Source organism: Actinomycetota bacterium (assembly GCA_035697485.1).
GTDB lineage: Bacteria > Actinomycetota > UBA4738 > UBA4738 > HRBIN12 > JAOUEA01.
Genome location: DASSCU010000011.1, coordinates 39,515 through 61,351, shown reverse-complemented (window position 1 = coordinate 61,351; position 21,837 = coordinate 39,515). Strand labels below are relative to the sequence as shown.

At 69.9% G+C, this 21,837-nt stretch carries 23 protein-coding genes; 9 read left to right on the top strand and 14 right to left on the bottom strand.

Going from position 1 to position 21,837, the window contains the following annotated elements; translation table 11 throughout:
• Positions 1 to 123 precede the first annotated feature (123 nt).
• The 8 genes from VFI59_02600 (at position 124) to VFI59_02565 (ending at position 6,325) form a co-directional block, all read left to right on the top strand.
• A complete protein-coding gene (locus VFI59_02600; protein HET6712583.1) occupies positions 124 to 654 on the top strand; it encodes an RNA polymerase sigma factor in 531 nt (176 codons plus the stop codon).
• Entirely contained in the window at positions 651 to 1,487 is an 837-nt protein-coding gene (locus VFI59_02595; protein HET6712582.1) for a zf-HC2 domain-containing protein, read from the top strand. The genes VFI59_02600 and VFI59_02595 overlap by 4 nt, the downstream gene beginning before the upstream one ends.
• Complete coding sequence (locus VFI59_02590; protein ID HET6712581.1) at positions 1,484 to 2,353, top strand: ATP-binding cassette domain-containing protein; 870 nt, start codon at positions 1,484 to 1,486, stop codon at positions 2,351 to 2,353. Before VFI59_02595 ends, VFI59_02590 begins: the two co-directional genes overlap by 4 nt.
• Positions 2,353 to 3,159 carry a hypothetical protein gene (locus VFI59_02585; protein HET6712580.1) on the top strand — a complete coding sequence of 269 codons (807 nt, stop codon included), beginning with the start codon at positions 2,353 to 2,355 and terminating at the stop codon, positions 3,157 to 3,159. Before VFI59_02590 ends, VFI59_02585 begins: the two co-directional genes overlap by 1 nt.
• A gap of 65 nt (positions 3,160 to 3,224) precedes the next feature.
• Positions 3,225 to 3,854: a hypothetical protein gene (locus VFI59_02580; protein HET6712579.1), complete on the top strand. Its 630-nt coding sequence runs from the start codon at positions 3,225 to 3,227 to the stop codon at positions 3,852 to 3,854.
• Between the two features lie 9 nt (positions 3,855 to 3,863).
• On the top strand, positions 3,864 to 4,271 hold the full coding sequence (locus tag VFI59_02575) for an ATP-binding protein (protein ID HET6712578.1): 408 nt from the start codon (positions 3,864 to 3,866) through the stop codon (positions 4,269 to 4,271).
• A gap of 532 nt (positions 4,272 to 4,803) precedes the next feature.
• Entirely contained in the window at positions 4,804 to 5,787 is a 984-nt protein-coding gene (locus tag VFI59_02570; protein ID HET6712577.1) for an AAA family ATPase, read from the top strand.
• Positions 5,765 to 6,325 carry a hypothetical protein gene (locus tag VFI59_02565; GenBank protein ID HET6712576.1) on the top strand — a complete coding sequence of 187 codons (561 nt, stop codon included), beginning with the start codon at positions 5,765 to 5,767 and terminating at the stop codon, positions 6,323 to 6,325. Before VFI59_02570 ends, VFI59_02565 begins: the two co-directional genes overlap by 23 nt.
• Before the next feature lie 3 nt (positions 6,326 to 6,328).
• On the opposite strand, the gene VFI59_02560 is transcribed toward VFI59_02565, so the two are convergent.
• The 10 genes from VFI59_02560 to VFI59_02515 form a co-directional block, all read right to left on the bottom strand.
• Positions 6,329 to 7,189, bottom strand: coding sequence for an aldehyde dehydrogenase family protein (locus tag VFI59_02560; protein HET6712575.1), 861 nt, complete (start codon positions 7,187 to 7,189; stop codon positions 6,329 to 6,331).
• Positions 7,186 to 8,667 carry an aldehyde dehydrogenase family protein gene (locus tag VFI59_02555; GenBank protein HET6712574.1) on the bottom strand — a complete coding sequence of 494 codons (1,482 nt, stop codon included), beginning with the start codon at positions 8,665 to 8,667 and terminating at the stop codon, positions 7,186 to 7,188. The genes VFI59_02560 and VFI59_02555 overlap by 4 nt, the downstream gene beginning before the upstream one ends.
• A gap of 33 nt (positions 8,668 to 8,700) precedes the next feature.
• Positions 8,701 to 9,588: a deoxyribose-phosphate aldolase gene (gene deoC / locus VFI59_02550; GenBank protein ID HET6712573.1), complete on the bottom strand. Its 888-nt coding sequence runs from the start codon at positions 9,586 to 9,588 to the stop codon at positions 8,701 to 8,703.
• 101 nt (positions 9,589 to 9,689) lie between these two features.
• A complete protein-coding gene (ugpC, locus tag VFI59_02545) occupies positions 9,690 to 10,895 on the bottom strand; it encodes a sn-glycerol-3-phosphate ABC transporter ATP-binding protein UgpC (GenBank protein ID HET6712572.1) in 1,206 nt (401 codons plus the stop codon).
• 22 nt (positions 10,896 to 10,917) lie between these two features.
• The gene (locus tag VFI59_02540) at positions 10,918 to 11,283 is read right to left on the bottom strand and encodes a cupredoxin domain-containing protein (GenBank protein ID HET6712571.1); all 366 of its coding nucleotides are present in this window, start codon (positions 11,281 to 11,283) and stop codon (positions 10,918 to 10,920) included.
• Positions 11,284 to 11,308: 25 nt separating this feature from the next.
• On the bottom strand, positions 11,309 to 12,619 hold the full coding sequence (locus VFI59_02535; GenBank protein HET6712570.1) for an alpha-glucosidase/alpha-galactosidase: 1,311 nt from the start codon (positions 12,617 to 12,619) through the stop codon (positions 11,309 to 11,311).
• Positions 12,616 to 13,518 carry a carbohydrate ABC transporter permease gene (locus VFI59_02530; GenBank protein HET6712569.1) on the bottom strand — a complete coding sequence of 301 codons (903 nt, stop codon included), beginning with the start codon at positions 13,516 to 13,518 and terminating at the stop codon, positions 12,616 to 12,618. The genes VFI59_02535 and VFI59_02530 overlap by 4 nt, the downstream gene beginning before the upstream one ends.
• Entirely contained in the window at positions 13,519 to 14,523 is a 1,005-nt protein-coding gene (locus VFI59_02525; protein ID HET6712568.1) for a sugar ABC transporter permease, read from the bottom strand. It lies immediately after the preceding gene.
• Between the two features lie 11 nt (positions 14,524 to 14,534).
• Positions 14,535 to 15,854, bottom strand: a complete 1,320-nt coding sequence (locus VFI59_02520; GenBank protein HET6712567.1) for an extracellular solute-binding protein — start codon at positions 15,852 to 15,854, stop codon at positions 14,535 to 14,537.
• Positions 15,851 to 16,744: an SIS domain-containing protein gene (locus tag VFI59_02515; GenBank protein ID HET6712566.1), complete on the bottom strand. Its 894-nt coding sequence runs from the start codon at positions 16,742 to 16,744 to the stop codon at positions 15,851 to 15,853. The genes VFI59_02520 and VFI59_02515 overlap by 4 nt, the downstream gene beginning before the upstream one ends.
• 88 nt (positions 16,745 to 16,832) lie before the next feature.
• Between VFI59_02515 and VFI59_02510 the strand changes: the two genes are divergently transcribed.
• Positions 16,833 to 17,591: a DeoR/GlpR family DNA-binding transcription regulator gene (locus VFI59_02510; protein ID HET6712565.1), complete on the top strand. Its 759-nt coding sequence runs from the start codon at positions 16,833 to 16,835 to the stop codon at positions 17,589 to 17,591.
• 10 nt (positions 17,592 to 17,601) lie between these two features.
• Here VFI59_02510 and VFI59_02505 read toward each other — a convergent pair whose 3' ends face one another.
• The 4 genes from VFI59_02505 to VFI59_02490 all read right to left on the bottom strand — a co-directional run bounded on the left by VFI59_02505 (position 17,602) and on the right by VFI59_02490 (position 21,824).
• Positions 17,602 to 18,546, bottom strand: a complete 945-nt coding sequence (locus VFI59_02505; GenBank protein ID HET6712564.1) for a hypothetical protein — start codon at positions 18,544 to 18,546, stop codon at positions 17,602 to 17,604.
• Complete coding sequence (gene melA, locus VFI59_02500) at positions 18,543 to 19,892, bottom strand: alpha-galactosidase (GenBank protein HET6712563.1); 1,350 nt, start codon at positions 19,890 to 19,892, stop codon at positions 18,543 to 18,545. The genes VFI59_02505 and melA overlap by 4 nt, the downstream gene beginning before the upstream one ends.
• 94 nt (positions 19,893 to 19,986) lie before the next feature.
• A complete protein-coding gene (locus tag VFI59_02495; GenBank protein HET6712562.1) occupies positions 19,987 to 20,988 on the bottom strand; it encodes an alcohol dehydrogenase catalytic domain-containing protein in 1,002 nt (333 codons plus the stop codon).
• Positions 20,985 to 21,824 (bottom strand): MBL fold metallo-hydrolase, encoded by an 840-nt coding sequence (locus VFI59_02490; GenBank protein ID HET6712561.1) that lies wholly within the window; start codon positions 21,822 to 21,824, stop codon positions 20,985 to 20,987. Before VFI59_02490 ends, VFI59_02495 begins: the two co-directional genes overlap by 4 nt.
• Positions 21,825 to 21,837: the final 13 nt, after the last annotated feature.

Below are 21,837 nucleotides of genomic sequence, written 5' to 3'. Positions count from 1 at the left end.
TGTGTTCTTTCCGTTGCGGCCCATGTCACTGAGCGGCGTGCAGACACCCTCGACCGCGGGCGGCGAGCGTGGTCCGATGGCCACCGTGAACCGTTCGGAAGGTTCCATACGACAGGGAGGGTGATGACGATCCACGCAGACGAGGACGACGCGCTCCTGCGTGCGGTGGCCCAGGGAGACCGGCCGGCGCTCGAAGTGCTCTACCGCCGACACGCTCCCTGGCTCCTGGCGCGCCTGCGGCGTCGGTGCGCGGACCCCGGCCTGGTGGAGGAAGTCGTTCAAGACACGTTCGTCGCCGTGTGGCGAGGCGCCGGACGTTATCGGGGCGCCGGCGAGGTCCCCGCGTGGATCTGGGGCATCGGCATCCGCCGGCTGATCGATCGGCTGCGACGGACGCCGGATGCGGTCACCCGGCGAGGGGCGAACGATGACACGGTGGTCTCCGCCGAGGATCAAGTGCTGCTCGGCGTGGAACACGGCGATCTCGGCGAGGCACTCGGACGTCTCTCTCCCGAGTTGCGCGCCGTGATGCAGGCCACCGTGCTCGACGGGCTCACGACGAAGGAGGCGGCCACCCTGCTCGGCATCCCTCAGGGAACCGTGAAGACCAGAGCGGCGCGGGCGCGCCGAGAACTGCGAGAGGTACTGGCATGACGACGACCTGGCACGCCGACCCTGGGACGCTCTCGGACTACGCGGGCGGGACGCTCGACGACGTGCGGGCGACCTCCCTCGAGGCCCACCTGCTCACGTGCGACCGCTGCCGGAACGGGCTCGCGTCCTCGACGCCCACCGAGAGGGTCGACCGCGTCTGGGGAGGGGTCGTCGAGACGATCGACGCGCCGCGCCGGAGCGTCGTGGAGCGCCTCCTGCTCGCTCTGCGGGTACCCGAGCACATCGCCCGCCTGCTCGTCGCGACCCCGTCGCTGCGCGCGTCGTGGCTCGTCGCCGAAGCGCTCGTGCTGGGGTTCGCCGTGATCGCTGCCAACGGCGCGAGCGGCCGCGACGAGGATGTCGCCCTCTTCCTCTTCCTCGTGGTGGCGGCCCTGCTGCCGGTGGCAGGGGTGGCCGTCGCCTTCGGCCCGGGCGTCGACCCCGCCTACGAGATCGGCGCCGCGGCGCCCATGCGAGCTGACCGCCTCTTGTTGATCCGGGCCGCAGCCGTGCTCGTGACCTCGATGTCGATCACCGCCCTCGCTGCGCTCGCGCTGCCTGGCCTGGACGCGATCGCGGCGGCCTGGCTGCTGCCGGCGCTCGGGCTCACCGTCGCCACCCTCGCGCTCGGCACGTGGCTCCGACCCTTCGTCGCCGCCGGCGTCGTCGCGCTCGGGTGGGTCGCCCTCGCAGCCGGCGCGGCGGTGAGCGCGCAGGATCGGTTCGCCGTCTTCCGGCCCGCCGCGCAGGTCGCGTGCCTCATCGTGATCGGTGCATCGACCGCGGTCTTGGCTCACCGTCACACCGTCTACGAAGGAGGCATCGTCGTATGAGCGCACCGACCATCGAGATCGCCGACGTCCGCAAGCGGTTCGGTCGGACCTCGGCCCTGCAGGGGGTGACGTTCGACATCACCGCCGGGATCACCGCCCTCCTCGGCCCCAACGGCGCCGGGAAGACCACGTTGATGCGGATGATGGCCACCGTGCTCGCGCCCGACGACGGGCGCCTGCACTTGATGTCGTGGGATCCTCAGGCCGCCGACGAGCGCCTCGCGATCCGCCGTCGCCTCGGCTACATGCCCCAGGAACCGGGTTTCCACCGATCGTTCACGGCGTTCGAGTTCGTGGACTACGTGGCGATCCTGAAGGAGATGACCGACCGGCGAGCCCGTCACGACGAGGTCCGCCGCGTGCTCGGCCTCGTCGGTCTCGAAGGCGAGTCCGGTCGGAAGATCAAGGCGTTGTCGGGTGGCATGCGCCGTCGGGTCGCGCTCGCCCAATCACTGCTCGGCGATCCGGACCTGCTCGTGCTCGACGAGCCGACCGCCGGCCTGGACCCGGAACAACGGCTGCGCTTCCGCGAGCTCGTCTCCGATCGCACGGCCGACCGAACGGTGGTGCTCTCGACCCATCAGACCGAGGACGTCGCCGCCCTGTGCCAGCGGGTCGTCGTGATGCTCGACGGGCAGGTGCTGTTCGAAGGCACGCCTCGGGAGCTCACCGACGTCGCCGACGGCCGCGTGTGGCTCGCGGACGAGCGTGCGGTCGGCGCCCGGTTGTCGTGGCGCACGGCCGACGGCGCACATCGCAACATCGGCGACGCGCCGGCAGGCGCGGTGCTCCTGACCCCGACGCTGGAGGACGGATACCTGCTGCTCGTCGGCGACCGCGCCTTGGCGGCGGACGAGGCCGCGTGATGGCGACGTCGATGCGAGCGACGATCGATGAGGCACGGTCCTCAGCGGTGCCGGCGGGCACCGGCCGGCCACGCTTCGGCTTGATCTGGTCGATCGGACGCATCGAGGCCAAGCAGATGCTGCGGCATCCGGCCTTCCTGCTGTCCGTTGCCTTCGCACTGCTCCTGTTCCGAGGCGCGATCGGGGCGTCCTCGGAGACGGGGCTCGAGCTGAACCTGGCGTGGCTCGTCGGCGGGCTCGCGGTCGGCACGCTGATCGGATGCGTGCTCACGGCGAACGTCGCGACCGTTCGGGCCCGCCGCGACCGCCTCGTCGAGCTCTACGGATCGCTCCCCGCCCCGACGGAGGCGCGGACGGCCGGGTTGCTCCTCGGGCTCGCGCTCGGCATCGGCGGGTTCAGCGTCGTCGTGGGCGCGGTCGCGTGGTACGCATTCGAACGTCTCGACGACGATCTCGCGACCGGCGCCGATCCGTTCCTCTACGGCCAGTACCTGCTCGCGGTCGTGGCCCTCGGGACGTTCGGCGTGGCCGTGGGCCGCTGGATCCCGACCGTGCTCGGAGGTCCCCTCGTCGTGGTCGCGCACGTGTTCTCCGGCGTGATGTGGATCGTGCCGTGGATCGCGATCACATCCTCGGGTATCAGCGTCCCCTGGCACCTTGCCTACCTCGTCGCCGTGATCGTCGGCTTCGCCGCCCTGGCCTTCACACGCGATCGCAGGACGGTTCTGCGCGTCGTTCTCGCGATCGCTGCCCTCGGCGTCGCGGTCGTCGCGGCGGTGCAACAGACCCCGCCCGGCGGCTACTGATGGCCGTCCGGGGGGACACCACGTTCGGTCTCCTCCTTCGCCCCAGCGCCCGTACGACGCGATGGATGCCGCTGGCCGTGATCGTGGTCGTCGCGATCGCGGTGGTGCGCGAGGGATCTCGCGACGGGCGTGACCCAGCCGCGGTCGCGCTGCCCATCGCGACGACCTTGCTCGGCATCTGGATCTGCCTGACGTTCGAGGACGATGCCGCCGAGCTGACTTCACCGGCGCCCGTGCCTCTGTGGCTGCGGCGCTCCGTGCGGGCCTCGGTCACGGTGTCGGCCACCGCGCTCGTATGGTTCGGGTTGACGTGGGTCGGGACCCTCGAGGGCCCCACCGTTCCGACGGCCGCGATGTTCGTCAGCATCTCGTTGGTCGCGTTGGCGAGTGCCGCGATCGCGACACGCCGCATGCCGTCGGATCGATCGGGTATCACCGCGACCGTCGGGGTGGTCGGCGTGACCGTTGCCCTTCCCTTCGCGCTCGGTCTCTCGCTGGATCGCCCGATCGCGATCGATCCGTCGCGGGTGGTGATCGGGGACCCCGTGAGCTACTGGGTGACGATCGGCGCGATCGCGATCCTCCTGCTCGCGCTCGCGCATCGCGATCCTGCGGTGCCCGGCATCATCGCTCGGCTCCGGCGGCCGGCCAGCCCGCGACCGACAGTACGGGTGCCTGCGCAGGAGGGCCGTTGATGGACCTCGGTGGCGCGACCGCGACCCGCGGTACCGGTCACGCTCGAGGTCCGCGATGTCGGTCGGCTCCCGAAGCCGATCGAGGTCGCCGTCTACTTCTGCTGCGTCGAGGCGATGCAGAATGCCTCGAAGTACGCGAAGGCCTCGACGCTCACGGTCACGGTCAGGCGATCGATCGACGAGGTCGCGTTCTCCGTCGGCGACGACGGCGACGGGTTCGAGCCCACCACCGCTCGGCGGGGGATCGGCATGCGGAGCATGTCCGAGCGGATCCGAGCGCTGGGAGGTGAGCTCGAGGTTCGCTCACGTCCGGGTGCCGGCACCGCGGTGACGGGTTGGCTTGCCGTGAGCTCGAGCGGCGGAGACGCTCGCCCCGAGCATCGGTGGACGTCAACGTTCGACGGCGCCGACGCGTAGGAAGGTCGGATGGAACGCACATTCTCCTGTATCCGACCTCGTGGACCCGATGAGAGGGCACACCGGCTCTCGAACGGTCGGCCCGGCCCCCGCTCACCAGGTAGGCTGGAGTCCTCGGGATCCACCCGAGGGTTCGCGCAGAGCGATCGCGACGGCCCGCCTCTCGCCGCCACTCGCCCCCACGGATCCGCGACGCACCGCGAAGGGGGAATGCCGTGACGAAGGCACGAGGGACCGATCGGGTCCAGTACGGACCGCCGGGATCAGGCAAGGGCGCGACGTCCCGCGCCTCGCACGGCCGCCTCTGCGACGAGCCGGGGTGCACGACCGTGCTGTCCACCTACAACGCATCGACGACGTGCTGGCTGCACACGGGGGCGACCCCGAAACATCCGCTAGCGCGCTCCTGAGGCCAGAGTCCTGGCCGGCAATCGTCCTGCGAGCGGTTTCAGTCGAGGCCACACCCTGCCGAAACACCAATGGCGAGCCGGGCAGACCGGCCGCCCGAAGTCGGAGCATGGGAGGCCGGTGCGTGAGCGACACGATGACACAGACCCAGAGCGCGACCGATCGGGTCGGCGCCGGGTCGCTGCTCGACCAGGTGATCGCGCGATTCCGCGAGCAGAATCCCGGGTTCCTGATCGGCGACGACGTCATCCGCCGCTACCACCTCGCGATGCAGTCCCGTGGGTTCGTGATCCTGTCAGGCGCGAGCGGTACGGGTAAGACGTGGCTCGCCCAGGCCTACGCCGACGCGATCGGCGCCCGCCCGAAGCTCGCCGCGGTCGACCCGAGCTGGTCGTCGAACGAAGATCTGCTGGGCTACCTCTCTCCCCTCGACGGCTTCTACCACCACACTCCCTTCAGCGAGTTCGTGCAGGAGTCTGCCCGTGAGTGGAGCTCCGCCGATCTCGCCGGCCGAACGGCTCGCGAGTTCCACGTGATCCTCGACGAGATGAACCTCGCTCGCGTCGAGCATTACTTCTCGCGCTTCCTCTCGGCGATGGAGGTCCGGTCGCGCGAGGGCATCGCGCGGCTCGACCTCGCTCCCGGCCACACGGTCGAGCTCACGCCGAACCTTCGGTTCGTCGGCACCGTGAACATCGACGAGACGACCCATGGGTTCGCCGACAAGGTCTACGACCGAGCGCAGCTGCTGGAGCTGCCACTGCAGCGCAACTACGTCGTCGAGTACATCAGCGAGGAGCCCTACGGTGAGGTGCTGCTGCGGGTCTGGGACGCCCTGCGGCCGATCGCGCCGTTCGGGTTCCGCGTGCTCGAGGAGATGCACCACTACGTGATCGCCGCCGGCGAGGTCGGCGTCGACTGGAAGGTCGCGCTCGACGAGCAGTTCGTGCAGAAGGTGCTGCCACGGGTGCGCGGCGCGGACGGCCGCCTCGACGAGGGGCTCGAGGCGTTCGAGCGAGCGCTCGGCCCCGACTTCCCGCTCGCGACCGAGAAGGTGCGGCTGATGCGCGAGGACTACGCGACGCATGGCTTCGCCAGCTACTTCTGAGCCGGCCGACGCTCCGGAGCGTCCCGCGGCGCGGGTGCCGATCGAGACCCTGCGCGACATGGTGCGCGGTGTCGACGGCCGGCCGGGCCTCGTCGACGTGCTCCCCCGGTTGCAGGAACGCCACCGTCTCGACCTGATCCGCGTGGAACGCTGGACGTCGGGGGACCTCGCCCGTCATCCCGAGCCGCGCGAGCTGATCCGCAGCCGGCGCAAGCCCGGGAACCTCGACGAGTTCGGCCGGCTGAAGCGCATCTTCGACGCCCGCCGCGTGCTCACCCCCGACATCCATGAGAACCGGGTCGTGCTGCACGCGGTGCGCGAGGTCCGGAAGGCGCTCGAGGCGAGCGATGACCCCGACGCGGCCGTGCTCCTGTTCGAGCTCGACGCCGCCCTCGCGCAGGCGCCGTACCTCGACGACGTGGGGCGGCTGCGCGGCCTGCCCGGCGTGCCGACGGCCACGCTCGCCGGCGACCCCCTCTACCGCACCATGTACCAGGCGTGGCTGTCGCTCCGACGGGCAGAGGAGTCCAACGCCTGAGCCTCAGGCGCCCATCGGGTGCCAGACGGTCTTCATCTCCGTGAACGCCGTGATCTCGTAGGGGCTCTGCGCCGCGTCGTCGAACGGATCGGTGTCGGATGCGCGGTGCACTCGCTTCACGTTGTCGGCGGCAGCACGCTCGGTGTCGGCGAGCAGCTCGGCCGGCACGCCGGTGACGTCGAGTGCGTTCACGTCCATGTGGCTCGCGAGCCACGGCACGAGCTCGGCCGTGCGCCCGGTGAGGATGTTCACGACCCCGCCCGGCACGTCGCTCGTCGCCAGCACCTCGGCGAGCGAGACGGCGGGCAGCGGCGAGCGCTCGCTCGCGATCACGACCGCGGTGTTGCCGCTCACGATCGCCGGCGCCACCCGCGAGACGAGTCCGAGCAACGCCTGGTCGCCCGGCGCGACGATCCCGACGACGCCGGTGGGCTCGGGCAGCGTGAAGTTGAAGTACGGGCCGGCGACCGGGTTCGTCGCGCCGACCACCTGAGCGAGCTTGTCGGCCCATCCCGCGTACCAGACCCACCGGTCGATCGAGGCGCTCACGCCGCGAGCCGGATCGGCCGCGCCGGCGTCGGCGAGCTCGGTCTCGAACTGAGCGCGCCGGCCCTCCATCATCTCGGCGACCCGGTAGAGGATCTGCCCGCGCAGGTATGCGGTCGCGCCCGACCACACGGGGAACGCGCCGCGGGCGGCGACGACGGCTTCCCGCAGGTCCTTGCGGGACGCCTGCGACACCTGGGCGAGCGGCTTCCCGTCGTGGGCGGTGACCTCGTACGAGCGGCCGCTCTCGCTGCGAGGGAACGCGCCACCGATGTAGAGCTTCGCGGTGCGGCGGACCTCCACGCGGTCGGTACTCATCGGTCGCCCCCGTCGCCGCCACCGTCGAAGGCGAGGTAGGGCTCGAGGCCGTGCAGCCCGCCTTCCCGGCCGAAGCCGCTCTCCTTGAATCCGCCGAACGGCGACGTCGGATCGAAGCGGTTGAACGTGTTCGCCCAGACGACCCCGGCGCGCAGCCGCTGCGCCATGTGCAGGATGCGCGAGCCCTTCTCGGTCCAGACGCCGGCGCTGAGCCCGTACGGCGTGTTGTTCGCCTTCTCGATCGCCTCGTCGACCGTCCTGAATGTGAGGATGGAAAGCACCGGGCCGAAGATCTCCTCCCGCGCGATGCGGTGCGACTGCGAGACTCCCGTGAAGAGCGTGGGGCGGAACCAGAAGCCTCGTTCGGGCAACACGCACTCCGGCTGGTAGATCTCAGCGCCTTCCTCGACGCCGGACTCCACGAGCTCCGCGATCTTGTCGAGCTGCGCGCGCGAGTTGATCGCGCCGACGTCGGTGTTCTTGTCGAGCGGGTCGCCGACGCGAAGGGTCTGCAAACGATCCTTGAGCTTGCCGAGCAACGCATCGAAGACCGGCTCCTGCACGAGCAGGCGCGAGCCGGCGCAACAGACGTGGCCCTGGTTGAAGAAGATGCCGTTGACCACGCCCTCGACGGCCTGATCGAGGGGCGCGTCCTCGAAGACGATGTTCGCGGCCTTGCCGCCGAGTTCGAGCGTGAGGCGCTTGCCAGTGCCGGCGGTCGAGCGCCGGATGATCTTGCCGACCTCGGTGGAGCCGGTGAACGCGATCTTGTCGACGTCGGCATCGACGAGCGCGGCGCCCGTCTCGCCCGCACCCGTGACGATGTTCACGACGCCCGGCGGGAGCTCGGCTTCCTGCGTGACCTGGGCGAGGAACAGGGCCGTGAGGGGGGTCGTCTCGGCTGGCTTCAGCACCGCGGTGTTGCCGGCCGCGAGCGCGGGGGCGAGCTTCCAGGCGGCCATCAGGAGCGGGAAGTTCCAGGGGATGATCTGCCCGGCAACGCCCACCGCGCGAGGCGCGCCGCGCCCCGGGAACGCGTACTCGAGCTTGTCCGCCCAGCCCGCGTAGTAGAAGAAGTGGGCGGCCGCGAGCGGGATGTCGACGTCGCGCGATTCCTTGATCGGCTTGCCGCCGTTCATCGTCTCGAGCACGGCGAACTCGCGGGCTCGATCCTGCAGCTGTCGTGCGATGCGGAACACGTACTTCGCGCGCTCGGCGGGTGCGAGCCCGCGCCACCCGGGCAGGGCGTCGCGCGCCGCGTCGGCCGCACGCGCGACGTCGGCCGGGTCGGCCTCGGCCACCTCGGCGAGCGTCTCCTCGGTCGACGGGCTGATCGTCGGGAACCACCGTCCGCTCTTCGGCTCGACGAACTCGCCCCCGATGAACAGGCCATACCGATCCTCGAGCCGGACGACGTCGGTGGACTCCGGGGCGCTCGCGTACTCCCATGGCGGCGCCACGCCCGCCGGTCGCTCCATCGCGTCGGTCACGCTCGTCGTCCTCCGTCGTCGTCAGTCGATCGTGAAGTAGTCCGGCCCAGAGTAGTGACCGGTGCGTTCCTTCTCGAGTTGCATCAGCACGTCGTTCAGCAGGCTCGAGGCCCCGATGCGGAAGCGCTCGGGCGTCATCCAATCGGGCCCGAGCGTCTCGTGCACCAGCACGAGGTACTGCAGTGACTGCTTGGCGCGGCGCACACCCCCGGCCACCTTGATGCCGACCTTCCGCCCCGCCTGATCGTGGAAGTCGCGCGCGGCCTCCATCATGCAGAGCGCGGTCGGCAGGGTCGCGTTGACGCCGATCTTGCCGGTCGACGTCTTGATGAAGTCGGCGCCCGCGGCCATCGAGAGCATCGACGCTTGTCGGACGCGGTCGTAGGAACCGAGCTCCCCCGTCTCGAGGATCACCTTGAGGCGCGTCGAGACGGCGGCCTCGCGAGCGGCGACGAGCTCTTCGAACGCCTCCGCGTACCGTCCACCGAGGAACAGCGACCGGTTCAGCACGATGTCGACCTCGTCGGCGCCGGCCGCGGCGACGTCTCGGATCTCCTGCAGCCGGGCGTCGAGCGGTCCGAGGCCCGAGGGGAACCCTCCGGCCACGCTCGCGACCGCGACGCCGGTGCCGCGCAGCTGCTCGACCGCCACCGGCACGAGCTGTGGGTACAGACAGACCGCGGCCACGCTCGGCACGTCGGGCCGCATCGGGTCGGGACGGACCGCTTTGGCGCACATCGCCACGATCTTGCCGGTGGTGTCCGTGCCCTCGAGCGTCGTGAGGTCCATGCACCGGATCGCGAGCTCGAGCCCCCAGATCTTGGCGTCCCGCTTGATCGACCGGGTCGCGAGCGCCGCAGCCCTGCCCTCGAGGCCGACGGCGTCGACCGCGGTGGCGCGAGCCACGATCCGCGCGGCCTCCGGCGCGGTGGCGACGGATTCGGCGGGGGGACGCGGAGTGAGCTCGGCTGCCAGCGACACGCCCACCATCGTAACGACCGGGCTCGGTGTCAGTCGTCGAAGATGCTTCGCCCATCGTCGAGATCGAAGAAATGCATGCGCTCGACGTCGACCGCCAGCTCGACCGGCGCGCCCCGTCTCGCCGCGCTGCGCGGATCGAGGCGCGCCACGAAGCTCGAGGTGCCCTCGGCGGCCAGGGCCTCGAGCTGTTCGGTGGTGCCGAGATCGCGAACCAGCTCCTTCGTATCGTCGGTCACGACGGGGGGCGCGTCGACCGTGAAATGGGCGAGTACCTCCGAGCCCAGCGCCTCCAGCAGGTCGACCGTGGCGGTCATGCGACGTCCTCGGGGACCGTCCGCGGTCATCGCGGCGTCCTCCAGATCCTCGGGACGGATGCCCACGACCATGCGGCGACCTGCGCACCCCCGGAGCGACGGACGGCGGTCGAGCACGCGGTCGTCGAGCTCGAGGGTCGTCGAGCCGAACGTCACCACCATGCGGTCGCCCTCGAGATCGAGGGACGCGTCGACGAGGTTCATCGCCGGCGAGCCGATGAAGCCGGCCACGAACAGGTTCGCGGGTCGGTCGTACAGCACCTGAGGGACGTCGACCTGCTGCAGGCGCCCCTGCTTCAGCACCGCGACGCGATCGCCCATCGTCATCGCCTCGATCTGGTCGTGGGTGACGTAGATCGTCGTGACGCCGAGGTCCTGCTGCAGCTTCGCGATCTCGGCACGCATCTGTACGCGGAGCTTCGCGTCGAGGTTCGACAGGGGCTCGTCCATCAGGAACGCCCGCGGCTCCCGCACGATCGCCCGGCCCATCGCCACCCGCTGGCGCTGTCCGCCCGACAGCGCCTTCGGCTTACGCTGCAGGTACTCCTCCAGCCCGAGGATCCCCGCGGCATCGTTCACGCGCCGAGAGATCTCGTCCTTGCCCATCTTCCGGATCTTCAAGGCGAAGGCCATGTTGTCGTACACGGACATGTGCGGGTACAGCGCGTAGTTCTGGAACACCATCGCGACGTCGCGATCCTTCGGCGGCAGGTCGTTCACGACGCGGCCACCGATGCGCACGGTGCCGCTCGAGATCTCCTCGAGGCCGGCGACCATGCGCAGGGCGGTGGTCTTCCCGCAGCCGGAGGGCCCGACGAGCACCACGAACTCGCCGTCGGCGATCGCCAGGTCCAAGTCGGCGACCGCCTCCGTGCCGTCGGGGTAGACCTTCGTGGCTTCCTCGATCGCGATGTCGGCCATGGCGTCCTCTCCTCGGTGGGCCCTACCCCGTGACGCGGAGCGCACCTTCCATCTGCGGGTGGTAGGTACAGACGACCCGGTATGTGCCGGCCTCGAGCGCCGGGATCGTGAGCGTCGCCCGTTCGCCCGCCGGCACGTCAACCTCGGCGTCGGCGGCATCGGCCTCGACCGAGAACGTGTGGGGCGCCTTGCCGTCGTTCACGATCTCGAGCTCGTCGCCCGGCGCGACCTCGACGCAGCCGGGGTCGTAGACGAAGTCGCCCATCGCCACGCTGGCCGTGGTTCGAGGGTTCTCACACGTCGGCGCCTCCTCGCCGCCGCCGCACGCGGCGAGCGCGAGCACGAGCGCGGCGCTCGATCCGGCGGCGAGGATCGTCCTGCGTGGCATGTCGTTCCTCCGGCTTCCGATGGGGTCATATCTCGAGGAACGATGGTAGGTCCTCGCGTTCGGCAGCCACCATCTCGTCGAACATCGCGCGGATCTCAGCCGGGGCGCAGACGGCCGAGGTGAGCGGGTCGAGCATCAACGCCTGCACCGCGAGCTCCCGATCGCGTTCGAGCAGCGCCGTCACGGCGAGGTCGTGGATCTCCAGATGCCGCCGATCGAGCGCGGCGAGCTGCGGAGGCAACGCCCCGAACCGCTGCGGACGGATGCCGTCGCGGTCGACGACCGCCTCCACCTCGACCACACCGCCCCGCTCGAGGTTCGCGATCCAGCCGTCGTTGGGGACGTTCACGTACACACCGACGGGCTCGCCGGTGGCCATCGCCTCGACGATGCGCGAGGGATACTCGCCGCCGCGCTCCATCGGGTACTCCTCGTCGCCGGCGAGCACGCGGGCGAGCCGTTCGTCGCTCTCGGTCCGCCACGTCGGCCAGTTGTTCGCGTAGTAGCCCGACTCCCCTCGGTACCCGGGCCGCGCGTATCGCTTCAACGTCTCGGGGTGCGACCGGAAGGAGGGGAGGTACTCGCTCACGTGCCCGCTGGACTCGGTCGGAAACCGGCCGAGGTGGAACATCAGCTCGAAGCGCACGGGGTCCTGCTCCCAGACCTCGGGCACGCGACCCCGCTCGCGCAGCATCGGGTAGGCGTCTTCGCCGTCGAGCCAGAGCTCCGTGATCCACGCCAGGTGGTTCACGCCGGCCGCCCGGAACGTCAGCCTGGCGAGGTCGGCCTCGAGGTACTCCGCGAGCTGTTCGACGGTGTAGTGCACCGAGTGGCACATGCCATAGACGGGGATCGACGAAGCCCGCGAGGCGGCGAGCACCATCATCGACATCGGGTTCGTGTGGTTCAGCACGAGCGCCTCGGGACACGACCGCTCGATATCCCCCAGGATCTCGAGCCACGCCGGGATCGTGCGGAACGCCTTGAAGAGCCCGCCGGGCCCGATCGTGTCGCCGATGCACTGGTCGACCCCGTGGCGCAGCGGGATGTCGTAGTCGTGGCGTACGTTGCGCAGCCCCGCCACCTCGATCGTGTTGATCACGACGTCGCTGCCGGCGAGTACGGCCGCGCGGTCGACGTCGGCCCGCACGGTCCACGCCTTGCCGGTCCGCTCGATCAGGTGCTCGGCGAACCGGCGGGCGAGCTCGAGCCGGACCGGATCGGTGTCGACGAGACGGAACTGCCCTTCGGGCAAGGCGTCGACCGAGAGGAAGTCGGTCACCAGCTCGGCAGCGAACTCCGCGCTTCCCGCCCCGATCAGGGTGACCGTCGTCATTTCGTGCCCGTGAGGGTCAAGCCGCGCACGATCCAGCGCTGCGAGAGCCCGAAGACGATCAGCACCGGGATCACCATCAGCACCGAGGCGGCCATCACGAGGTTGGGCTGCGCGGTGTGCTGCGTCTCGTACCACGTGAGGATGATCGGCAGCGTGCGCTTGTCCTGCTCGGTCAGCACGATCAGCGGCCACAGGTACGCGTTCCAGTGGAACATGAACGTGAGCATGCCGAGGGTGGCGAGCGCCGGCTTCAGCTGCGGCAGCACGACCGAGCGGTAGATGCGCCACTCCGACGCGCCGTCGACCCGCGCCGACCAGATCTCGTCGTCGGGGATCGAGAACATGAACTGCCGCATCAGGAAGATGCCGAACGCGTCGACGAACGACGGCAGCACCAGTCCCCACAGGTTGTTCAGCAGCCCCAGCTGCACGAGGATCAGGTACGCCGGGATCATCGTGACCTGCGCCGGGATCATCATCGTCGCGAGCACGAACCAGAACAGCGGCTGGCGCCCGCGGAACTCGTACTTCGCGAAGACGTATCCGAGCAGCGAACTCGTGAACAGCGTGGCGATCACGACCGTGACGGCCACGAACAGGGAGTTCCGGTAGAAGAGCGCGAGCGGCAGGTCGGGGTCGCTCAGGATGGTCTCGTAGTTCGCGAGCGTCGGATCCTGGGGCCAGAACGTCGGCGGGGTCTGTCGCAGCTCCGCGCCGGTCTTGAACGATCCCAGGATCATCCAGACGAACGGGACGGCCGCGATCACCCCGAAGACCGAGAGCAGCGCGTAGAGGGCGAGGCGGCTGAGGGTGTGGCGCCCCTGCCCCGGCAGCCGAGGCTGGCGCGTCGCGGCATCCGCCCGCTCGCCTGCAGCCGGTCGTTCGATCGTCGTCGCCACTCAGTACTCCCAGTTCGCCTTGAGGAACCGCGACTGCACGAGCGAGATCGTGAGCACCAGCAGGAACAACACGACGGAGACCGCCGCGGCCCATCCCATGCGCTGGTAGCGGAACGCGCTCTCGTAGATGTCGAGCGAGAGCGCCCGCGTCTGATCGTCGGGACCCCCGTTCGTCATCACCTGGAAGAGGTCGAACACCTGGAACGACGAGATCATCGTGAGCACCGACACCAACAGGATCGTCGGCTTGAGCAGCGGCAGGGTGATGTATCGGAACGTCTGCCACGTGCTCGCACCGTCGACCCTCGCGGCATCCTTCACCGAGTCCGGGATCGACTGCAGCGCGGCGATGAAGATCACGAGGTTGTAGCCGATGTCCTGCCAGAGGTAGGCGACGATGATCGCGATCAGCGCCACCGGGATGCCGACGAAGACGAGGTCTGCGTCGGTCGTCCAGGCGATCGAGGTGAACCGGCCCGTGAGGCGCGTGATCATCCCGTTCAGCAGGCCCCGCTGCGGGTTCAGCACGAATCCCCAGATGATCGCCACGCCGACCGCCGACGTGAGCACCGGAAGGAAGAACACGGTGCGGTAGAGCACCTTCCACCGGTCACGCACCGACTCGATCATGGCCGCGAGGGGCAGGGTGATCGCGAGGTTCAGCGGCAGCACCAGGAACGCGAACAGCAGCGTGACCTTGACCGCGGTGTGGAACTGCCGCACCTCGAGCGGCGCCGTGCTGGAGAAGTCGAACATGCGCTTGAAGTGCTCGAGACCCACGTACGGGTTGTCGAGCCCGAGCCCGAGGAACGGGCTCCCCGTGCGACGAGAACTGAAGTCGAAGAACGCGAGGAGGATCGCCCAGGCGATCGGAAGCAGCAGGAAGACCGCCATGTAGGCGAGCGCGGGCGAGAGGACCACCGCGACGAACCGGCGCTGGGCACCCTCACGCCCGCCGAGCCACCGGCGTCGGCCCCGTGGTCGCTCGATCGTGGCACTCGCCATGACGGCAGCCCCTAGCGGAACATGTCGTTCGCTTCGGATTCCATCGCCGCCAGCGCATCGTCCACGCTCTCGCCACCCTGCAGCACCTTCAACAGGTGCGGGTACGTGATCTCGTACCAGAGCAGGTCGCGGTCGGGAAGGTTCCCGACGAACTGCCCGTAGGGAAGGAGCTCGAACCACGGTGCGAAGTGCGGGAACGCGGCGATCAACTCCTCCTTCACGACGCCCTCGCCGTTCTCGCGCAGCGCCGGCAGGGTGCCGGTATCGACGTTCCACTCGGCGGCGATCTCGGGGTCGAGGGTCGCGTACTCGATGAAGTCCCACGCGACGTTCGTGACCTGGCTGTCCGCCGAGACCGTGAGCCCCCAGCCAGAGTCGGCGACGAAGTCAGGAGTTTCCCCGAGGGTCGGGAGCGGCACGTACTGCGTCGCGGCAGCGACCTCCGGGAAGTCGGCCTCGTAGTCGGTGATCACCCACGGCCCGACCAGCCCCATCGAACACACTTCCTCGAAGTAGCAGTCGCCGACCCAGTTCTCCGTGTCGTTGAACAGCGTCGGGTCGGTGATGCCCTCGTCGACGATCGATTGCATGAGGGCGACCGCCTCCCGGGCCTCGGGCGTGTCGATCGTGAACGACTGGCCGTCTTCGGCTAGGAAGTGCCCGCCCGCTTGCAGGATCAACGAGTAGAACGTGAACGGCAGGCCGTCGCCGGCGGTGAAGTGATAGCCCGCCCGGGTGATCGTGCCGTCCCTCGTTTCGGTCATCGCCTTGGCGTCGGCTTTGAACTCGTCCCACGAGGCCCAGCCCGCGGTCGCGTCGACACCGGCGGCCGCGGCGACCTCGGTGTTCACGAGCGTGGCTCCGTACTCGATGTTGAACTCCTGGGGGAACCCGTACAGCGTCTCGTCGCACGTGAAGCCGTCGATCGGCGCCTCGTAGAAGTCGGCCCGGGCGTCCTCGAGCGACATCACATCGGAGGGAACCGATGTGAGGGTGTCGGCGTAGCTGCACACCCACGTTCCGAACAGCTGGACCACGTCGGCGCCGCTCCCGGCCGGCAGCGAGGTCTGGAGCGTCTGGATGTAGGTGTCGTAGTCGAAGAACTCGACCTCCACATCCACGTTGGGATTCGCGTCTTCGAAGCCAGCCTCGAGATCCTTGAAGGCCCGCTTGTACGACGGGCTCTGCAGCGACCAGACTCGCAAGGTCACTGGCTCGTCGGGCGCCGCCGTTCCCCCGCCACCCGTGTCCTCGGCGCCGAACGTGCACGCTGCCCCGAGCAGCATCAGCGCCGCCCCGGCCGCCAGCCATCGCGTGAACCGACGCTTCATGGGTTCGCTCCTTTCGCGGACAGCACCACTGATCGGGTCAGGTGCTGCGGGTGGTCGGGGTCGAGCCCGCGCCGCTCGGCGAGGGCCAGCGTGAGCCGGTGCACGCGCACCAGCTCCGCCATCGGGTCGAGGGTCGCCACACGAACGGAGGCGCCCACGGCGCGCACGTCATCGACGATCGTGGGATCAGGGGTGCCGATCACCCAGACGAGCGTCCGATCGCCGGCGATGCTGATGGGGCCATGTCGGTATTCCATCGCTGGATATGCCTCGGTGTACGAGCGCGTGGCCTCCCGGAGTTTGAGCGCTGCTTCCTCGGCGATGCCGACGCTCCACCCGTGTCCGAGGAACACGAAGTGCTCGTGGTCGACGTCGTCCGCCCGGACCGGCTCGGCGAGCGCTCGCTCCGCGTCGACGATCACCGGCCCGAGCTCCTGGCCGAGGTGGGCGCGCAACATGGCGAGCGTCGAGGTCGCGAAACGCGTCTGCACGACCGAGCGCTCGTCCGCGAACTCGAGGGTCACGGCGTCGGACGCGATCTCCACCGCGGGCGAGGTCGGCACCCCGGTGATCACGACCGTGCGCACCCGGTCCAGCCGGCGCAGGACCGAGACGACTTCCGACGTCGTGCCGCTCCTGCTGATCGCGACGACTCGGTCGTAGGATCGGCCCGCGGGGAACTCCGATGCGGGGAACGCGTCGGTCTCACCCTGCCCCGCCTCCTCGCGCAGCCCGGCGTAGGCCCGGGCCGCGTAGAGCGAGGTGCCGCAACCGACGACGGCGACCCGCTCGCCGAGCGCCGGCAGTACGGGAGCGACCCCGGCCGCCAAGGCCACCGCCCGTCGCCAACGATCCGGCTGCGAGGCGACTTCTTGCGCGGTATCGCTCATCTCAGGCGAGAGTAGAGCAGTTCCGTGCATGTGGTCAAACCAATCGAGCATCTACCGCGCACCCTCAACCAGGCGTATAGTTCGCCCGGTGCGACGATCCGAGCGGTTGAGCGAGATCTTGGGGACCCTCGCGGCCAACGGCGTCGTCGATGTCACGGCCCTCGCAGAGGACCTCGGCGTGTCCGAGGCGACCGTGCGTCGGGACCTCCGATTGCTCGAGGAACAACGGATGCTCGCGCGCACCCACGGCGGCGCCGTCGCGAACGACGTGATGTACGAGCTGCCGCTCCGGTACAAGGCGGCGCGGCACCAGCCCGAGAAGACCCGGATCGCTCGCGAGGCCGCCGGCCGGGTCGCCGATGGCTCCGTGGTCGGGCTCACCGGCGGCACGACGACGACCGAGGTGGCCAGGGACCTGCTCGACCGCACCGGTCTCACCGTCGTCACGAACGCGCTCAACATCGCAGGGGAGCTCGCGATCCGGTCCGACCTGAAGCTCGTGGTGACCGGTGGCACCGCACGGCCCGAGTCGTACGAGCTCGTCGGTCCGCTTGCCGAGCGGACGCTCGAGGAGATGCATCTCGACGTCGCGATCGTGGGCGCCGACGGGATCGCCCTCGACGAAGGGTTGACGACCCACCACGAGGTGGAGGCGCACACGAACCGGGTGCTGCTCGAGCGGGCCCGCGCGGTGACGGCCGTGGTCGACAGCTCCAAGCTCGGGTTGGTGGCGTTCGCTCGCATCTGCCCGCTCGAAGCGGTCGACGAGCTGATCACCGATGCCGGGGCCGATCCTGCGACGGTCGCGGCCATGCGGGAGGCCGGGGTCTCCGTCGTCACCGTCTGAGGACCGGACGTCACGGACACGGCACCGCCAGGCCCTCGGCGCCGGGCACCGAGGTCCGCGTGTCGATGCCGGCCCGCTCGAGTCGCTCCATCACGATCCGAGCGCGGCGCACGCGCTCTCGCCCCATCGCGACTGCGGTTCCCTCGAGATGCTGCCCCCATGGGTACAAGGCCGGCGCATTGCGCAGCCCCAGCTTGACGTAGACCGGGGCCGCCACCCGGATCAGGTCGGCCACATCGTGCAGCCGAACCAGGCCACCCAGATCGTCCGGCGACTCGACGTAGAGATCGAGCGGCACCGCGACCGCCGCGCGCATCGCTGCCAGCTGGCCGAGGCCGAGGTCGCCGGGCACGTTCAGGGTGTCCGCACCGAGGTCCTGCCACGTCTTCGCCGTGGCCGGGTTCCCGATCGCGGCCATGACCGACACCTTGGCCTGCATGTCGCTCGGAAGGGAGCCGGCGCGCCGGAGCTCGGCGAACGCCACGAGGACGCCCAGGTCGGTGATCAGCACGCTGCGGAACCTGTGCTCCGCCGCACGCATCGCGTCGTCGAGGCATGCGCGAAGCTGCTCATGACCCCAGGATGCCGCCGCGAGCGCGGCGCCGGCCGACGACCGGGCACTGGAGGATCGCCCCCATGACGCCCCGGGACGCGCGAACAAGCTGACCTCGACCCCTGCGTCGGCTGCCGTCTCGGCCATGCGATCCAGCTCGGCGTCGGTCAGCATCGACACGCCGCTCCCCTGTGACAACCGGCGCACCGGAACGTCCAGCGCGGCGGCTTCCTCGAGCACGGCATCGAGACAGGCGGGACCCTCGACGCTCGGGATCTCGATGCGGAACGCGACACCGTCGGGGAATCGGCTCGTCGATGCAGGCGCGTCGACCGCTTCGCGTGCCGGCACCCCGATCGCTTCGAGCGCCACGTCGATCGCCCGCGTCGGATCCGACGTCATCGTGCCGCCGCCTTCGGCGAGAACCGCGGCAGCCAGCGTGCCTGGGCATCCAGCATGCGATCGGTCATCTCGCGGATCTTCGGCAACGTCTGTACCGCGCCGGTGAGGGGGTCGAGTGCGACCGCGGTATGGACGAGGCCCCGGTCGCCCGAGACCGCAGCTTCGACGGTGAGCCGCTGCACCGCAATCTGCGTCTGATTCAGGGCCGCACAGGTTGCGGGGAGGCGCCCGTATCGCATCGGGCGCACCCCGTTCGCGTCGACCGCGCATGCCACCTCGATACACGCGTCGGCCGGCAGGTTCTCGACCGATCCCCCGTTGCGGACGTTGGCGTAGACCACACGGGGCACCCCGGTCACGAGGCTGTCCACGATCGGAGCCGCGAACTCCCCGCCGTAGCGGATGCCGTCCCGCCGGGCGTGCTCGATCAGCTCCTCGTTGTGGCCGGCCGCGTCGGAAGAGCGGCAGACCGTGAGGTAGTCCCACTGGCGGTCGAGGTAGCGGGCCACCAGATCCGGGGTCTTTCGGAACCAGGCCCAGTACTCGCTCGCGTGATGGCTGGACTCGGTGTGGAAGTACCCGGTGAGCAGCATCAGCTCGGTGCGGACCCGCTCGATGCTCTCGTACGGGTCGTCCGAGCGGGGGAGCAGCGGGGTGGTCCCGTCGACGTGGCGCGCCCGCATCACCTCTCGGATCCGTGGGATCAGGTCTTCGTCCCCACGACGGAAGGTCGTGAACCACGCGGTGTGGTTGATCCCCGCGCACTCGAAAGCGACCTCCTCGTAGGGCACGCCGAGCTCGTGCGCGAGCTGCTGCGACGTGCCCTGCACGCTGTGGCACAGGCCAACGATCTTCACGCCCGAGCGTTCCGTGGCCCAGCAGTTCACCGACATCGGGTTCGCGTAGTTGAGGAGCCAGGCGTCGGGACAGATCTCGAGCATCGCATCCGCCACCTCGCGGAGTGCTTCGACGGTCCGCAGGCCCCGGAACACACCGCCCGGCCCCAGCGTGTCGCCCACGGTCTGGTCGATGCCGAACTCGCGTGGGATCTCGATGTCGAGCGCGTAGGCGTCGAGCCCGCCGACCTGGAAGACCGTGATCACGACGTCGGCGCCGCGCAGCGCCGTCCGCAGGTCACCGGGGACCTCGACGCGCATCGTGGAACCGCCGATCCCGATGAGCTCTCGGGCCGACGCGGCGGTGCGCTCGGCGGCAGCCACGTCGATGTCGTAGAGCGCGAGCGTCGAACCGTCGAGCGCCGGGAACGACAGGATGTCGCGCGTGAGCTCGAGCGGGAAGACCCATCCGCCGGCACCCACGATCACGATGCGTGGGCCGTCCGCCATGCTCCCTCCTCCCCAAACGCCCTCCGACCGAGGTCGGAGCCCATCGAGACGCAGCGGTTGGTGTCGACCCGGCAGAACCCTCCGTCGATGATCGTCACGGGACGAGCACCACCTTGGTGTAGGCACCGTCATCGACCAGGGCCTCGAACGCCGTCTGCCCTTGCGCGAGCGGGAGGCGCGTGATCCAGGGCCCGACGTCGACGTCGCCGGAAGCGAGCAGATGCAACGCGCGTTCGAAGTCCGCGGGCAGGCAGGCATACGAACCGACGACCGTGACGCCCTTCGTGATCAGCGACTGGTAGGCCAGGGGACCCTCCAGCGCACCGAGACCGATCGCTTCGACCCGCCCACCGAAGCGCACCGCCGAGAGCGCCAGCTCCCACGTCGAGGGCAGACCGACGGCGTCGATCACCACGTCGACGCCCGTCCCGGAGGTCGCCTCGATGATCTCGTCGAGCGCGCCACCCGCCGTGAGAGGATCCGCGCCGAGCGCAGCGACGAGCGCGAGCCGGCCCGCCAGCCTGTCGACGACGAACGTCCGAGCGGCGGCGTCGAGGACCGCCATCCCGGCCGCGAACAGGCCGATCGGACCGGCCCCGATGACGAGCACCGCGTCGCCCGGGCTCACCGACCGTTCGACCGAGTGGATGGCGTTCGCGAGGGGCTCGGCGAGCGAGCCGGGCTCGTCGGCGAGCGCTTCGGGCACCTCGAGAACCTGCGTCGCCGGGATCGTGAAGGCTTCCGCGAACGCCCCCGGGAAGCTCATGCCCATCAGTCGCCGATGCGGACAGAGGTTGGATCGCCCCTCGAGGCATCGAGCGCACGCCCCGCAGGCCACGACCGGCATCGCGATGACCCGGGTCCCTTCCAGGCGGGGATCGGCGCCGTCACCGACCCCGTCGACCTCACCCACGACCTCGTGTCCCATCACGAGCGGCGGAACGCGCCGTGGGCTCGCCTCGCGGAACCCGTGCAGGTCGGATCCGCAGATCGCGGTGGCGCGCACCCGGACGCGCACGTCGCCGGGCTCGGGCGACGGGTCGGGCATGTCCTGCAGCTCCATGCGCCGCGGGCCTAGGTAGACGAGCGCCTTCACGACCGCTCCCTGCGTGCCGCCACCACGAACGGCTGGTCGCGCGGCGGCACGAGCACGGCCACCGAGCGTGACTCTTGCTCGGCCGCCTCCACGACGGCGGCGGCCGATCCGAGGTTCCCGTCGAACATGTCGTGGTGCATCGGGATGAGCGTCTCGGCGCCGACCTCGGCCGCGAGCCACGCCGCTTCCCGTTCGTTCAGGTTGCCGACGATGCCCCGGGCCTCACGCTGCGCATGACGGCCGTTCACCGGGAGCAGCGCCACGTCTGGTTCCAGAGCGCGCACCGACGCCTCCATGCCCTCGAAATGGATCGTGTCGCCCGCGTGGTAGATCCGTACACCCCCGGCGTCGATCACGTAGCCGAGGAATCGGATCGCGCCGCCCGACAGCTCCTCGCCGAACCCGTACGCATCGTCCATCGTGACGCCGTGACACGCCGGGACGGCATCGACCGTGAACCCCGCGACCTCGTGCCGCTCCCCCGGCTGGACGCCGAGCACCCGGTCGGGAGCGATCCCCACCTCCGTGACCTGGTCCACGATCGGGGTCGGGACCACGAAGACGGCACCCGGCGACGCGGCGGCGATGGCAGGCGCGCCCGCAGGGTCGAGGTGATCGAGGTGCTCGTGCGTGCACAGCACGAGGTCGACGCCGGATGCCGATGACGGGGGCATGCTCGGGTCGTACCGGCGCGCCGCGTGGGGCGAGAGGAAGGGATCGATGAGCGTCATGCGTCCCCCGGCCGCGACCGCGAAACCGGCCTGACCGAACCAGGTCAGTGCGGTCCGCCCCCTCCCGGTGGGCACCTGCTGGAGTCGATCGAGCGGCGTCGTCACCTGGTCACCTCGC

What these genes read in the sequence shown, in the direction of transcription:
- VFI59_02585 (HET6712580.1), top strand. Translation starts at nt 2,353, where the DNA reads ATGGCGACGTCGATGCGAGCGACGATCGATGAGGCACGGTCCTCAGCG.
- VFI59_02525 (HET6712568.1), bottom strand. Translation starts at nt 14,523, where the DNA reads ATGGCGAGTGCCACGATCGAGCGACCACGGGGCCGACGCCGGTGGCTC.
- VFI59_02595 (HET6712582.1), top strand. Translation starts at nt 651, where the DNA reads ATGACGACGACCTGGCACGCCGACCCTGGGACGCTCTCGGACTACGCG.
- VFI59_02580 (HET6712579.1), top strand. Translation starts at nt 3,225, where the DNA reads ATGCCGCTGGCCGTGATCGTGGTCGTCGCGATCGCGGTGGTGCGCGAG.
- VFI59_02535 (HET6712570.1), bottom strand. Translation starts at nt 12,619, where the DNA reads ATGACGACGGTCACCCTGATCGGGGCGGGAAGCGCGGAGTTCGCTGCC.
- VFI59_02540 (HET6712571.1), bottom strand. Translation starts at nt 11,283, where the DNA reads ATGCCACGCAGGACGATCCTCGCCGCCGGATCGAGCGCCGCGCTCGTG.
- melA (HET6712563.1), bottom strand. Translation starts at nt 19,892, where the DNA reads ATGGCGGACGGCCCACGCATCGTGATCGTGGGTGCCGGCGGATGGGTC.
- VFI59_02565 (HET6712576.1), top strand. Translation starts at nt 5,765, where the DNA reads ATGGCTTCGCCAGCTACTTCTGAGCCGGCCGACGCTCCGGAGCGTCCC.
- VFI59_02505 (HET6712564.1), bottom strand. Translation starts at nt 18,546, where the DNA reads ATGACGTCGGATCCGACGCGGGCGATCGACGTGGCGCTCGAAGCGATC.
- VFI59_02555 (HET6712574.1), bottom strand. Translation starts at nt 8,667, where the DNA reads ATGGAGCGACCGGCGGGCGTGGCGCCGCCATGGGAGTACGCGAGCGCC.
- VFI59_02520 (HET6712567.1), bottom strand. Translation starts at nt 15,854, where the DNA reads ATGAAGCGTCGGTTCACGCGATGGCTGGCGGCCGGGGCGGCGCTGATG.
- ugpC (HET6712572.1), bottom strand. Translation starts at nt 10,895, where the DNA reads ATGGCCGACATCGCGATCGAGGAAGCCACGAAGGTCTACCCCGACGGC.
- VFI59_02560 (HET6712575.1), bottom strand. Translation starts at nt 7,189, where the DNA reads ATGAGTACCGACCGCGTGGAGGTCCGCCGCACCGCGAAGCTCTACATC.
- VFI59_02590 (HET6712581.1), top strand. Translation starts at nt 1,484, where the DNA reads ATGAGCGCACCGACCATCGAGATCGCCGACGTCCGCAAGCGGTTCGGT.
- VFI59_02515 (HET6712566.1), bottom strand. Translation starts at nt 16,744, where the DNA reads ATGAGCGATACCGCGCAAGAAGTCGCCTCGCAGCCGGATCGTTGGCGA.
- VFI59_02600 (HET6712583.1), top strand. Translation starts at nt 124, where the DNA reads ATGACGATCCACGCAGACGAGGACGACGCGCTCCTGCGTGCGGTGGCC.